Origin of the sequence: Micromonospora sp. NPDC002296, assembly GCF_040296145.1 — a bacterium.
Classification (GTDB): Bacteria; Actinomycetota; Actinomycetes; order Mycobacteriales; family Micromonosporaceae; genus Micromonospora.
In genome coordinates this window covers 12,020-25,893 of sequence record NZ_JBEOWQ010000030.1, presented here as the reverse complement: position 1 = coordinate 25,893, position 13,874 = coordinate 12,020, and the positions used below count along the sequence as shown (strand labels likewise).

The 13,874-nt window shown below is 72.5% G+C and carries 12 protein-coding genes; 6 read left to right on the top strand and 6 right to left on the bottom strand.

Translation table 11 applies throughout. The features are described 5' to 3' along the window. Positions 1-113 precede the first annotated feature (113 nt). On the bottom strand, positions 114-1,073 hold the full coding sequence (locus ABT023_RS21250; protein ID WP_350888118.1) for a heme o synthase: 960 nt from the start codon (positions 1,071-1,073) through the stop codon (positions 114-116). Between the two features lie 262 nt (positions 1,074-1,335). On the opposite strand from ABT023_RS21250, the gene tkt reads away from it, so the two are divergent. From tkt to pgl, 6 genes are all read left to right on the top strand, one after another. Then, positions 1,336-3,474: a transketolase gene (tkt, locus tag ABT023_RS21245; RefSeq protein ID WP_350888117.1), complete on the top strand. Its 2,139-nt coding sequence runs from the start codon at positions 1,336-1,338 to the stop codon at positions 3,472-3,474. A 16-nt stretch (positions 3,475-3,490) separates the two neighbouring features. Then, positions 3,491-4,669: a transaldolase gene (tal, locus tag ABT023_RS21240; protein ID WP_350888116.1), complete on the top strand. Its 1,179-nt coding sequence runs from the start codon at positions 3,491-3,493 to the stop codon at positions 4,667-4,669. Positions 4,670-4,715: 46 nt separating this feature from the next. Beyond that, positions 4,716-6,362, top strand: coding sequence for a phosphoglucose isomerase-related protein (locus ABT023_RS21235; RefSeq protein ID WP_350888115.1), 1,647 nt, complete (start codon positions 4,716-4,718; stop codon positions 6,360-6,362). A 2-nt stretch (positions 6,363-6,364) separates the two neighbouring features. Further along, on the top strand, positions 6,365-7,915 hold the full coding sequence (gene zwf / locus ABT023_RS21230; RefSeq protein ID WP_350888114.1) for a glucose-6-phosphate dehydrogenase: 1,551 nt from the start codon (positions 6,365-6,367) through the stop codon (positions 7,913-7,915). A gap of 31 nt (positions 7,916-7,946) precedes the next feature. Then, positions 7,947-8,963, top strand: coding sequence for a glucose-6-phosphate dehydrogenase assembly protein OpcA (locus ABT023_RS21225; protein WP_350888113.1), 1,017 nt, complete (start codon positions 7,947-7,949; stop codon positions 8,961-8,963). A gap of 127 nt (positions 8,964-9,090) precedes the next feature. Beyond that, positions 9,091-9,861, top strand: a complete 771-nt coding sequence (gene pgl / locus ABT023_RS21220) for a 6-phosphogluconolactonase (RefSeq protein ID WP_350888112.1) — start codon at positions 9,091-9,093, stop codon at positions 9,859-9,861. Between the two features lie 65 nt (positions 9,862-9,926). Here pgl and ABT023_RS21215 read toward each other — a convergent pair whose 3' ends face one another. The 5 genes from ABT023_RS21215 to gap form a co-directional block, all read right to left on the bottom strand. After that, positions 9,927-10,271: an RNA polymerase-binding protein RbpA gene (locus ABT023_RS21215; RefSeq protein WP_350888111.1), complete on the bottom strand. Its 345-nt coding sequence runs from the start codon at positions 10,269-10,271 to the stop codon at positions 9,927-9,929. Between the two features lie 136 nt (positions 10,272-10,407). Continuing rightward, positions 10,408-10,668, bottom strand: coding sequence for a preprotein translocase subunit SecG (secG, locus tag ABT023_RS21210; RefSeq protein WP_350888110.1), 261 nt, complete (start codon positions 10,666-10,668; stop codon positions 10,408-10,410). A 95-nt stretch (positions 10,669-10,763) separates the two neighbouring features. Beyond that, on the bottom strand, positions 10,764-11,555 hold the full coding sequence (tpiA, locus tag ABT023_RS21205; protein WP_350888109.1) for a triose-phosphate isomerase: 792 nt from the start codon (positions 11,553-11,555) through the stop codon (positions 10,764-10,766). Then, complete coding sequence (locus ABT023_RS21200; protein WP_350888108.1) at positions 11,555-12,754, bottom strand: phosphoglycerate kinase; 1,200 nt, start codon at positions 12,752-12,754, stop codon at positions 11,555-11,557. Before ABT023_RS21200 ends, tpiA begins: the two co-directional genes overlap by 1 nt. Beyond that, complete coding sequence (gap, locus tag ABT023_RS21195; RefSeq protein ID WP_350888107.1) at positions 12,751-13,755, bottom strand: type I glyceraldehyde-3-phosphate dehydrogenase; 1,005 nt, start codon at positions 13,753-13,755, stop codon at positions 12,751-12,753. Before gap ends, ABT023_RS21200 begins: the two co-directional genes overlap by 4 nt. Positions 13,756-13,874: the final 119 nt, after the last annotated feature.

The following is a 13,874-nucleotide window of genomic DNA, read 5'->3' as shown; positions in this document are numbered from 1 at the left end:
TCAACGATGATGATTTGTCGGAGCGATACGGGAGGCCGGGCGTACCGCCGGAGCCGCATACGGCGCGGGCCGGGACCCGACGGCCCCGGCCCGCGCCCTCGCGGAGACCGCGTCTAGATCAGGGCGTCCACGGCGACGGCGGCGAACAGGATGGTCAGGTAGACGTACGACCAGTGGAACAGTCGCATCGGCCGGACCGCCCCGCCCCGGGCCACCTGGCGGCACAGCTTGTGCGCTTCATACACGAAGACCCCGCCGGACACCAGCGCGGTGACGCCGTAGATGGCGCTCATCCCGAGCGGCCAGACGGCCAGCGAGGAGAGCAGGGTCAGCCAGGCGAAGCCGATGATCTCGGCGTTGACCCGGCGGGTCGAGGCGACGACCGGCAGCATCGGGATGCCGGCGCGCGCGTAGTCCGCCTTGTACTTCATGGCGAGGGGGTAGAAGTGCGGCATCTGCCAGAAGAAGACCACCGCGAACAACGCCCACGCCGCCGGGGCCAGCGAGCCGGTCACCGCGGCCCAGCCGATCAGCACCGGGGCCGCACCGCACGCGCCGCCCCAGAAGGTGTTCTGCGGCGTGGTCCGCTTCAGCCAGAGCGTGTAGACCAGGTCGTAGTAGGCGATCGCGGCCAGCGTCAGCCCGGCGGCCAGCCAGTTGGTGAACGCGGCCATCAGGGCCACCGAGACCACCGCCAGCACCAGCCCGAAGATCAGCGCGCTGCGCGGCGAGACGATGTGCGTCGGCAGCGGGCGGCGCTTGGTGCGCCGCATGAGCTGGTCGATGTCCCGGTCGATGTAGCAGTTGAGCACGCTGGCCGCGCCGGCGGCGAGCGAGCCGCCCACCAGCACCACCGCCATCAGCCACAGCGACGGCAGGCCCCCCTGGGCCAGCATCATCGCCGGGACGGTCGTGACCAGCAGCAGCTCGACGATGCGCGGCTTGGTCAGCGAGACGTATGCCGAGACCACCGCCCGGACGTCCCGCCGGGACGCCGTTGGCGTCTCGGTCACCGTGCGCACCGGCGGCTGCCCGGCAGAGTTGCTGACGGGGCGCTCGGTGATCATGCTCACGGATAGCCACCTTCCGGCGTCGGCAGGGGGGGTTGGGTCGATCGGACCCGTCCGGGTCCACACACCGATCCACACACTACGCGTCGTCGTTTTGGCTGCCCGCGCGACCCGACAACGGTGCGGGCCGTCACACCCTGGTGGAAGGGCCGACCCGGTCGGACCCGCACGGACCGGCATGCGGAGATCCCTGGGCGCAGGTTTAGGGCCGCTCGATAGGGTCACCAGTGAGGGTTCCGCCCAACTGCCGAGGAGCACAACCATCGTGGCTGCCAACCGACCCGAGCAACCCGCACTCAACTGGTCCGACCTCGACCGCCGGGCCGTCGACCTCGTCCGCGTGCTGGCCATGGACGCCGTGGAGAAATCCGGCAACGGCCACCCCGGTACGGCGATGAGCCTCGCCCCCGCGGCGTACCTCCTCTTCAACCGGGTGATCCGGCACAACCCGACCGACCCGAACTGGGCGGGCCGGGACCGGTTCGTGCTCTCCGCCGGCCACTCCAGCCTGACCCTCTACATCCAGCTCTTCCTCTCCGGGTACCCGCTGGCACTGGACGACCTCAAGGCGCTGCGGCAGTGGGGCTCGCTCACCCCGGGCCACCCCGAGCACGGGCACACCCCGGGCGTGGAGACCACCACCGGCCCGCTCGGCCAGGGCCTGGGCAACGCGGTCGGCATGGCGATGGCGGCCCGCCGCGAGCGCGGCCTGTTCGACCCGGAGTCCGAGGCCGGCGCGTCGGTCTTCGACCACGACATCTGGTGCATCGTCTCCGACGGGGACATCGAGGAGGGCATCAGCCACGAGGTCAGCGCGCTCGCCGGGCACCAGCAGCTCGGCAACCTCACGGTGATCTACGACGACAACGAGATCTCGATCGAGGACGACACCCGCATCGCCAAGAGCGAGGACGTCGCGGCCCGCTACGAGGCGTACGGCTGGCACGTGCAGACCGTCGACTGGCGCACCGGCGACGCCGACCAGGGCGACTACCACGAGGACGTCGAGGCGCTGCACCGGGCGCTGCTGGCGGCGAAGGCCGAGACCGGCCGCCCCTCGTTCGTCGCGCTGCGCACCATCATCGGGTGGCCCGCCCCGAACAAGCAGAACACCGGCAAGATCCACGGCTCGGCGCTGGGTGCCGACGAGGTGGCCGCCACCAAGCAGCTCCTCGGCTTCGACCCGGCCCAGAGCTTCGAGGTCGACGAGGAGGTCCTCGGCCACGCCCGCCGGGTGCTGGAGCGCGGTGCGCAGGCCCAGCAGGAGTGGGAGAAGGCGTACGAGGGCTGGGCGAAGGCCAACCCGGAGCGCAAGGCGCTGTGGGACCGGATGTCCCAGCGGGTGCTGCCGGAGGGCTGGACCGAGGCGCTGCCGACCTTCCCGGCCGACGCCAAGGGCGTCGCCACCCGGGCCGCGTCCGGCAAGGTGCTGGAGGCCCTCGCCCCGGTGCTGCCCGAGCTGTGGGGTGGCTCGGCCGACCTGGCGGAGAGCAACAACACCACGATGAAGGGCGAGCCGTCGTTCATCCCGGCGACGCACGCCACCAAGGACTTCCCGGGCCACGAGTACGGCCGCACGCTGCACTTCGGCATCCGCGAGCACGCCATGGGCGCCATCCTCAACGGCATCTCCCTGCACGGCGGCACCCGCCCGTACGGCGGCACGTTCCTGGTGTTCAGCGACTACATGCGCCCGTCGGTGCGGCTCGCCGCGCTGATGAAGCTGCCGGTGGTCTACGTCTGGACGCACGACTCGATCGGCCTCGGCGAGGACGGTCCGACCCACCAGCCGGTGGAGCACCTGACCGCGCTGCGGGCGATCCCCGGCCTGGACGTGGTCCGGCCGGCCGACGCCAACGAGACCGCGTGGGCGTGGCGGCAGGCGCTGGAGCACACCGACCGGCCGACCGCGCTGGCGCTGAGCCGGCAGGCCCTGCCGACCCTGGACCGTTCGACGCTGGGCGGCGCCGAGGGCGTCACCAAGGGCGGCTACGTGCTGGCCGAGGCGTCCAACGGCAAGCCGCAGGTGATCATCGTCGGGACCGGCTCCGAGGTGCAGCTCTGCCTCACCGCCCGGGAGCGGCTGGAGGCCGACGGCACCCCCACCCGGGTGGTGTCGATGCCGTGCCAGGAGTGGTTCTACGCGCAGGACGAGGCGTACCGGGAGTCGGTCCTGCCGCGCGGGGTAAAGGCACGGGTGAGCGTGGAGGCGGGTATCGGCATGTCCTGGCGCGGGATCGTCGGTGACTCCGGCGAGAGCGTGAGCCTGGAGCACTACGGCGCGAGCGCCCCGCACTCCGTGCTCTTCGAGCAGTTCGGGTTCACCCCCGACCGGATCGTGGCCGCCGCGCACGCGGCGCTGACCCGGGTGGGCGACATCACCGGTTTCACGACCGGCAACTGAGGGGAGCGTGGACGGCATGACGGACAGGATTAGCAAGCTCACCGCCGCCGGGGTGGCGGTCTGGCTCGACGATCTCTCCCGCGTGCGGCTCAGCTCCGGCGGGCTGGACCAGCTCCGCCGGGAGAAGCACGTGGTCGGCGTGACCACCAACCCGACGATCTTCGCAAAGGCGCTCGCCGCCGCCGACGAGTACGACTGGCAGCTGCGCGACCTCGCCACCCGTGGGGTGGAGGTGGAGGAGTCGGTGCGCATGCTCACCACGTACGACGTGCGGTGGGCGTGCGACGTGATGCGCCCGTCGTACGACGCCAGCAACGGCGTCGACGGCCGGGTCTCCATCGAGGTGGACCCGCGGCTGGCCCACGAGACCGACAAGACGGTCGCCGAGGCCAAGGCGCTGTGGTGGCTGGTCGACCGGCCGAACCTGTTCATCAAGATCCCGGCCACCGAGGCGGGTCTGCCGGCGATCACCGCGACCCTGGCCGAGGGGATCAGCGTCAACGTCACGCTGATCTTCGGCCTGGACCGGTACTCGCAGGTGATGGAGGCGTTCCTCGCCGGCCTGGAGCAGGCGAAGGCCAACGGCCACGACCTGTCCAAGATCGGCTCGGTGGCGTCGTTCTTCGTCTCCCGGGTCGACTCCGAGGTCGACAAGCGGCTGGAGAAGGTCGGCTCCGACGAGGCCAAGGCGCTGCGCGGCAAGGCCGCCGTCGCCAACGCCCAGCTCGCGTACGAGCGCTACGGCGAGGTCTTCTCCTCCGACCGGTGGCAGGCCCTGGCCGACGCGGGCGCCCACCCGCAGCGCCCGCTGTGGGCGTCCACCTCGACGAAGAACCCGGACTACCGGGACGTCATCTACGTCGAGGAGCTGATCGCCCCCGGCACGGTCAACACGATGCCGGAGTCGGTCATCCACGCGTACGCCGACCACGGCGAGACCACCGGCGACACCATCACCGGCGCGTACGACGCGGCCCGCGAGGTCTTCACCGACCTGGAGGCCGCCGGCGTCGACATGTCCGACGTGATCGCCGTCCTGGAGCGGGAGGGCGTGGAGAAGTTCGAGGCGAGCTGGCTGGAGCTGCTCGACGGGGTGCGCAAGTCGCTCGCCGCGGCGGGCCGGGGCACCGGGCGGCCCGGCCAGGCCGCGCAGGGCAACGCGCAGGCCGCCCAGCAGGCGGGGGGCAATGCGTGACCGACGCTCGCGGACGCGCCCCGGGGCACCACCCCGGGGCGGCCACGTGAGCGACCTGCTCGCCGGCCCGGCGGACGCGTCCGCCGGGCTCGTCGTGCACGGCGCGGGCGCGGTCGACCGGTCCGCGTCCGCGTCGACCCGGGACGCCCTGGTGACCCGGGGCGTCCCGGCGAGACTGGCCGCGCAGGACCCCACGCTGTGGGGGCCGGAGGCCGAGGCCGAGGCGAGGGCCCGGCTCGGCTGGCTGGACACCCACCGGCGCAGTTGGGAGCTGCTCCCCCAGCTCGCCGAGCTGACCGCCGAACTGGCGGACCTGGACCACGTGGTGCTCGCCGGGATGGGCGGCTCGTCGCTCGCCCCCGAGGTGATCACCCGCACCCTGGGCCGGCCGCTGACCGTGCTGGACACCACCGACCCGGGCCAGGTCCGGGCGGCGCTGGCCGACCGGCTGGAGCGCACCGTGGTCGTGCTGGCCAGCAAGTCCGGCAGCACGGTGGAGACCGACAGCCACCGGCGGGCCTACCTCCGGGCGTTCCTCGACGCCGGGCTGACCGAGGCGGAGGCCGGCCGGCACTTCGTGGTGGTCACCGACCCGGGCTCGCCGCTGGAGTCCGTCGCCGCCGAGCTCGGCGCGGTCACCGTGCTCGCCGACCCTCAGGTGGGCGGCCGGTACTCGGCGCTGACCGCGTTCGGGCTGGTACCGGCGGCGCTGGCCGGGGTCGAGGTGACGGATCTGCTCGAACAGGCCGAGGCGCTGTCGCAGTCGCTGGCCCGGGACACCGACAACCCGGGCCTGGCGCTGGGCGCCGCGCTCGGCGCGGCGGCCACCGGGGGCCGGGACAAGATCGCCCTGATCGGCGACGGCACCGGGATCGACGGGCTCGGCGACTGGATCGAGCAGTTGCTCGCCGAGTCCACCGGCAAGGCCGGCCTCGGCATCCTGCCGGTCGTGCTGGAGTCCCCCGACGCCCCCGGCGGCACCGGCCCGGACGTGCTCACCGTCAGCTACGGCGGGGCGCTGCCCCCCGGGGCCGTCCCCGGCGGCGGGTGCGCGCCGGACGTCGCGGTCAACGGTCCGCTCGGCGCCCAGTTCCTGGCCTGGGAGTACGCCACGGCGGTGGCCGGCGCGGTGCTCGGGGTGAACCCGTTCGACCAGCCGGACGTCGCCGAGAGCAAGGAGCACACCGCACGCATCCTGGCCTCGGCCGCGCCGGCGGAGCCGCCGTCGTCGACCACGGGCGCGATCGAGGTGTACGCCCCGGCGGGCAGCCCCGGCGACCTGGCCGGCGCGCTGCGCCACCTGATCGACGGCGTCGGCGGCGGCTACCTCGCCGTGCTGGCGTACCTGGACCGGCTCGCCGACGCCGACGCGGCCCGGCTGCGTCCGCTGCTCGCCGAGGCGTCCGGCCGGCCGGTCACCTTCGGCTGGGGGCCGCGCTTCCTGCATTCCACCGGCCAGTACCACAGGGGTGGTCCTCAGGTGGGCCGTTACCTCCAGGTGACCGGTACCGTCGACAATGATCTGCACGTGCCCGGGAAGCCGTACTCCTTCGGGGAACTTCAGGCTGCCCAGGCTGCTGGCGACCGGCAGACCCTGGCCGGCCGGGGGCGTCCGGTGCTGCGGCTGCACCTGACCAACCGGTCGGCGGGAGTGGCCCAGCTGCTCGACGCGGTCCGGCAACTACGAACCTGACGATGGACGATGTGACACCAGCGGAGCGAGGAGGCGGCGTGAACCCGCTGCGCGACGCGCAGGACCGGCGGCTGCCGCGGATCCCGGAGCCCTGCGCTCTGGTGATCTTCGGGGTGACCGGTGACCTGGCGCAGAAGAAGTTGCTACCGGCGGTCTACGACCTGGCGAACCGGGGGCTGCTGCCACCCGGTTTCGTGGTCCTGGGCTTCGCCCGGCGCGACTGGGGTGACGGCGACTTCGAGTCGCTGGCCCACGAGGCGGCCAAGAAGCACGCCCGGACGCCCTGGCGGGAGGAGGTCTGGGCCCGGCTGGCCGGCAACATCAAGTTCGTCGGCGGCTCGTTCGACGACGACAACGCCTTCGACCAGCTCAACCGGACACTGGACGAGCTGCGCGGTACTCACGGTATCCACGGCAACGCGGCCTTCTACTTCTCCATCCCCCCGGCGGCGTTCCCCGTGGTGCTCAAGCAGCTCGCCCGCACCGGGATGGCCGACAACGAGAAGTGCGGCGGCTGGCGCCGGGTGGTGGTGGAGAAGCCGTTCGGGCACGACCTGCCCTCGGCGAAGGAGCTCAACGACCTCGTCGACGACGTGTTCACCCGGCAGGACGTCTTCCGAATCGACCACTACCTGGGCAAGGAGACCGTCCAGAACATCCTGGCCCTGCGGTTCGCCAACAGCCTGTTCGAGCCGCTGTGGAACTCCAAGTACGTCGACTCGGTGCAGATCACGATGGCCGAGGACGTCGGCATCGGCAGCCGGGCCGGCTTCTACGACTCGGTCGGCACCGCCCGGGACGTCTTCCAGAACCACCTGCTCCAGCTCCTGGCGCTGGTGGCGATGGAGGAGCCGACCAGCTTCGACGCCGACGAGATCCGGGCCGAGAAGCTGAAGGTGCTCAAGGCGATCACCCTGCCGAAGGAGGTCTCCCGGGGCACCGTACGCGGGCAGTACCTGCCGGGCTGGGTCGCCGGGCAGCGGGCGGTCGGTTACCTGGACGAGGAGGGCGTCCCGTCGGACTCCACCACGGAGACGTACGTGGCCGTGGAGCTCGGCATCCAGAACCGCCGCTGGGCGGGGGTGCCGTTCTACATCCGGGCCGGCAAGCGGCTGCCCCGGCGGGTGACCGAGGTCGCCATCATGTTCAAGAAGGCCCCGCACCTGCCGTTCAACGCGGCCGACATGGAGATGCTCGGCAACAACCAGCTCGTCATCCGGGTGCAGCCGGACGAGGGCGTGGTGCTGAAGTTCGGCTCCAAGGTGCCGGGCACCACGATGGAGGTCCGCGACATCGCGATGGACTTCCAGTACGGCGAGGCGTTCACCGAGTCCAGCCCTGAGGCGTACGAGCGGCTGGTGCTGGACGTGCTGATCGGCGACCGTACCCTCTTCCCCGACGCCGCCGAGGTCGAGCAGAGCTGGGCGGTGGTGGACCCCCTGGAGCACGCCTGGGAGGGCACGAAGCCGGAGCCGTACCGGGCCGGCGAGTGGGGCCCCCGGGCCGCCGACGAGATGCTGGCCCGCGAGGGCCGGGCGTGGCGAAGAGCGTGAGCGGGCACAGCGAGCGAACCAGGAGGTTCCATTGATCGGGCTCTGGGACACCACCGGCAACGAGGTGGTCAAGGCGCTCGCCGCGGAGCGGCGCAGCGCGGGCGGGGTGGCCAGCGGCATGGCGCTCACCCTGATCGTGGTGGTCGACGAGAAGCGGGTCCGCGAGGCGGAGGCGGCGGCGACCATAGCCGCCGCCGCCCACCCGTGCCGGCTGCTCGTGGTGGTCCGAACCGACGTCGAGCGGGAGCGCAACCGGCTGGACGCGGAGATCGTCGTCGGCGGCCGGCTCGGCCCGTGCGAGGCGGTGGTCACCCGGATGTACGGCCGGCTGGCGCTGCACGCCGAGTCGGTGGTGATGCCGCTGCTGGTGCCGGACGTTCCGGTGGTGACGTGGTGGCACGGCGAGCCGGCGGCGGAGATCGCGACGGACTTCCTCGGCGTGGTCGCCGACCGGCGGATCACCGACACGGCGCAGGCCGCCGACCCGATCGAGGCGCTACGCCAGCGGGCCCGGGACTACGCCCCGGGGGACACCGACCTGGCGTGGACCCGGATCACCCCGTGGCGCACCCTGGTGGCCGGCGCGTTCGACACCACGGACGCGCGGGTCACCGAGGCCCGGGTGGTGGCCCCGCCGACCGACCCGACGGCCGCGCTGATGTGCGGCTGGCTCGGCAGCCGGCTCGGGATCACCCCGCGTTGGGAGCCCAGCGACGCGTCCCCCCGGATGCGGGAGGTGCAGCTGAGCTGCGCCAACGGCGAAGTGCTCACCCTGACCCGGGAGGACAGCCTGGCCACGTTCCAGCGCACCGGGCAGGACGACCGGCAGTTGCCGCTGGTCCGCCGGCCGCTCGGCGACGAGTTGGCCGAGGAACTGCGTCGGCTGGACGCCGACCAGGTCTACGCCGAGGCGCTGGGCGCGATGGCCGGTGTCTCCGGGCTGGACGAGCGGCCCGCCCAGCGGGTGCACGTCTGGAAGGACCCGGCGACCGCGAAGCGGGCCGAGGCGGGCGTCACCGCCCACGCCGGCACCAGCGCGAGGCCCTGACGACGGCGTGGGCGGGCCGGGTCCGGCCCGCCGGCCCGGTCCGCGGGCCCGCGCGACGGAGGGCCGCCGGCCCCCGGGCACGACGAACAGGGACCGCGAGGGCGGTCCGGAGACGAAGGCACAACACATGAGTGAGACGAGTGTCGCCGTCCACGCCGATGCCGAACTGCTGGCGCAGGCGGTGGCGGCCCGGTTGCTGGTGAAGCTGCTCGACGCGCAGGCGGACCGGGGCCAGGCGGCGGTGGTGCTGACCGGCGGCCGGATCGCCGCCGCCGTGTACCGGGCGGTGGACGCGCTGCCGGCACGGGACGCGGTCGACTGGTCCCGGGTCGACGTCTGGTGGGGCGACGAGCGGTTCCTGCCGGCCGGGGACCCGGAGCGCAACGAGACGCAGGCCCGGGCGGCGCTGCTGGACGCGGTGCCGCTGGACCCGGCCCGGGTGCACCCGATGCCGGCGTCCGACGGCCCTGCCGGGGCCGACCCGGAGGCCGCCGCCGCCGGGTACGCCGCCGAGCTGGCCCGGGCGGCCCGCCCCGGGCACGCCGTGCTCCCCCACTTCGACGTGCTGATGCTCGGGGTGGGCGAGGACGGGCACGTCGCCTCGGTCTTCCCGGAGCATCCCGTGCACCACGACAGCCGGCCGGTCAGCGCCGTGCGGGGCAGCCCCAAGCCGCCGCCGGTGCGCACCACGCTCACCCTCCCGGCGATCAACACCGCCGAGGAGGTCTGGCTGATCGCCAGCGGCGCGGACAAGGCTCGCGCGGTCAGCATGGCGCTGGCCGGGGCCGGCCCGATGCAACTCCCGGCCGCCGGGGCGCAGGGCGTCGGGCGCACCCTCTGGCTGCTCGACCGGGCGGCGGCGGCCGACATCCCGCCCCGGCTGCGCAGCCTGCGCTGAGCCCTACGAAAGGGCCCCCACGGGGGCCCTTTCGCGTGTCCGTCGGGTGCCCCCGGCCCCGCCGCTCAGGCCCTGCCCCGTCGGCGGCGCAGGGCCGCCAGGGCCTCGGCCAGCAGGGCCTCCCCCTCCTCCGGGGTGCGCCGTTCCTTCACGTACGCCAGGTGGGTCTTGTAGGGCTCCGGGCGCGCCCGGCCCGGCGGGTTGCCCGGGTCCTGGCCGGCCGGAACCCCGCAGCGGGGGCAGTCCCACTGCGGCGGCGGCTCGGCATCCGCCGCGATCGGGACGTCGATCCGGTGGTCGTTGCGGCACCAGTAGGTGACCGACCGGCGCGGGGCCGGCGCGTGCCGCTCGTTGAAGCGTTCCGGGCCGGATCCGGTCCGGGCACCCCGAATCAGGTTGCCACTCGCCACGGCTGCTCGCTCCTGTCATCGGAGGGGACCGCCGCTCGGGCGGGCGGCGGGCGACGCGGTGCAGCGGGAAAAACGACTGCGCGCGGCCCGTCGGTGACGGACCGCGCGCAGATTGTACGACTCGGCGGGCTCGCTCTCAGGCCCCGCTGCTGAGCTGGAGGCGCAGCCAGAGCCCCAGCCCGACGATGCAGGCGAACCAGACGATACCCACCAGGACCGTGTAGCGGTCGAGGTTCTTCTCGGCCACCGAGGAGCCGGCGAGGCTGGAGCTGACCCCACCGCCGAACATGCTCGACATCCCACCGCCCTTACCGCGGTGCAGCAGGATGAGCATGGTGAGCATGACGCTCGTGATGACCAGCAACACGATCAACGTGTATGCGAACCAGATCGGCATGGCTGGGGTCAGTCCTCTCATAGCGATCCTCGCCCGGACAGGTCGGGCACTGCGGCACCGGCCGACGGACGGGCGGAGTCAAGGATAGCGAGCCGTCAGCGGGTGATGTGCTCCGGGAACCGGCAGATCTTGGCGAATTCCTCGCCGTCCAGGCTCGCGCCGCCCACCAGGGCCCCGTCCACGTCCGGCTTGGCCATGATCGAGGCGATGTTCGAGGACTTCACCGACCCGCCGTAGAGGATCCGAACCTGGTCCGCGGTCGCCTGGTCGAAGGTCTCGACCAGCCGCTTGCGGACCTCCCCGCACACCTCCTGGGCGTCCTCGGGGGTGGCCGTCTTGCCCGTCCCGATCGCCCAGACCGGCTCGTACGCCACGACGACCTTGGTCACCTGCTCGCGGCTGAGCCCGCGCAGCGCGCCGTCGAGCTGGTCGCAGCAGTGCGGCACGTGCCGGAGCTGCTCGCGGACCTCCAGCCCCTCCCCGATGCACAGGATCGGGGTGAGCCCGTTGGCCAGCGCGGCGGACACCTTGTCGTTGACCAGCGCGTCGTCCTCGTGGTGGTACTGCCGCCGCTCGGAGTGGCCGACCAGCACGTACGTGCAGCCGAGCTTCGCCAGCATCGTCCCGGAGATGTCCCCGGTGTAGGCCCCCGACTGGTACGGCGACAGGTCCTGCCCGCCGTAGCCGATCAGCAGCTTGTCGCCGTCCACCGCGGTCTGCACGGTGCGCAGGTCGGTGAAGGGCGGCAGCACGACGCACTCGACGTCGGTGAGCTGCTTCTCGGTCAGGCTCGCGGCCAGCTTCTGCACCAGCAGGTTGGCCTCGAAGTGGTTGAGGTTCATCTTCCAGTTGCCGGCCATCAGCGGCCGGCGGTTGGTCACCGCCATCAGTCCTCCAAGGCCGCGATGCCGGGGAGGGTCTTGCCCTCCAGGTATTCCAGGGAGGCGCCGCCGCCGGTGGAGATGTGCCCGAAGGACGTCTCGTCCAGCCCGAGGGCACGGACCGCCGCGGCGGAGTCGCCGCCGCCGACCACGCTGAACGCGTCGGCGGAGGTGATCGCCTCGGCGACGCCCCGGGTGCCGTTGGCGAAGGCCGGCATCTCGAACACGCCCATCGGCCCGTTCCAGAAGATCGTCTTCGCCTGGGACAGGGCCGCCGCGAAGCCGGCCACCGTCTCCGGGCCGATGTCGAGCCCGAGCCGGTGGCTGGGGATGGCGTCGGCGCGGACCGTGTCGTGCGCCGCGTCGGGGGCGAAGGCGTCCGCCACCACCACGTCGACCGGGAGCATGATCTTGCCCTCGGACCGCTCCAGGAGGTTACGGCAGGTCTCCACCATCTCCTTCTCCAGCAGCGAGGTGCCCACCTCGTGGCCCTGGGCCTTGAGGAAGGTGAAGCACATCCCGCCGCCGATGAGCAGCCGGTCGACCTTCGGCAGCAGCGCCTCGATCACCGCGAGCTTGTCGGACACCTTGGAGCCACCGAGCACCACCACGTACGGCCGCGCCGGCTCGCCGGCGAGCTTCGCCAGCACCTCCACCTCGCGCAGCACCAGCCGGCCGGCGACGTGCGGCAGCCGGGCCGGCACGTCGAAGACGCTGGCGTGCTTGCGGTGCACCGCGCCGAACGCGTCGTCGACGTATGCCTCGCCCAATGCGGCGAGCTGGTCGGCGAACGCGCCGCGCTCGGCGTCGTCCTTGCTGGTCTCCCCCTTGTTGAAGCGGAGGTTCTCCAGCAGGGCGACCTCGCCGTCGGCGAGCGCGTCGACCGCGGACCGGGCGGAGTCGCCGACGGTGTCCTCGGCGAACCGCACCTGCGCGTCGAGCAGCTCGCCGAGGCGGGCCGCGACCGGGCGGAGGCTGAACTGCGGGTCGGGCGAGCCCTTCGGGCGCCCCAGGTGCGAGAGAACCACGACCCTCGCGCCGGCCCCGGTCAGGGCGGTCAGCGTCGGCAGCACCGCGCGGATCCGGCCGTCGTCGGTGATGGCCCCGGTCTGCTTGTCGAGTGGGACGTTCAGGTCGGCGCGCACCAGTACGCGCCGACCTGACACCCCCTCGGCGAGCAGGTCGTCGAGGTTGCGGATACTCACAGCGAGGAACCCACCAGCTTGACCAGGTCGACCAGGCGGTTGGAGTAGCCCCACTCGTTGTCGTACCAGCCGACGACCTTGACCTGGTTGCCCACGACCTTGGTCAGCGGCGCGTCGAAGATGCACGACGCCGGGTCGGTGACGATGTCCGAGGAGACGATCGGGTCCTCGTTGTAGACCAGGATGCCCTTGAGCGGGCCCTCGGCGGCGGCCTTCAGCGCGGCGTTGACCTCGTCCACCGTGGTTTCCCGGTTGACGTTGACCGTGAGGTCGGTGGCCGAGCCGGTCGGGATCGGCACCCGCAGCGCGTACCCGTCGAGCTTGCCCTTCAGCTCCGGCAGCACCAGGCCGATGGCCTTCGCGGCGCCGGTGGAGGTCGGGACGATGTTCAGCGCGGCGGCCCGGGCGCGACGCAGGTCGGAGTGCGGCGCGTCCTGGAGGTTCTGGTCCTGGGTGTAGGCGTGGATCGTCGTCATCAGACCGTGCTGGATGCCGAACGTGTCGTGCAGCACCTTCGCCATCGGGGCGAGACAGTTGGTGGTGCAGGAGGCGTTCGAGATGATCGTGTGCTTGGCCGGGTCGTACTGGTCCTGGTTCACGCCAACGACGACCGTGACGTCCTCGTTCTTCGCCGGGGCGGAGATGATGACCTTCTTGGCCCCGCCGGCGACGTGCGCCTTCGCCTTGTTGGCGTCGGTGAAGAAGCCGGTGGACTCGATGACCACGTCCACGCCGGCCTCGCCCCACGGCAGCTTCGCCGGGTCCTTCTCGGCGTACGCCTTGATGGCCTTGCCGCCCACGATGATCTCGTCGGCGGTCGCCTTGACCTCGTGCGGCAGGCGACCCAGGATGCTGTCGTACTTGAGCAGGTGGGCGAGCGTCGCGTTGTCGGTCAGGTCGTTGACGGCCACGACCTCGATGTCCGCGCCGGACGCCAGCACGGCCCGGAAGAAGTTACGGCCGATGCGGCCGAAGCCGTTGATGCCAACCCGGATGGTCACAGGTCCCGTCTCCTCGCGTTCTGATCCGCCGGCGTCAGCTTCGGCCGGCGAGGTGATGTGCGCCGGCCGTTGGAGCCGGCCGTTGACAGTTCATGTCGGCCACCCCGCCGCGGTCCGCA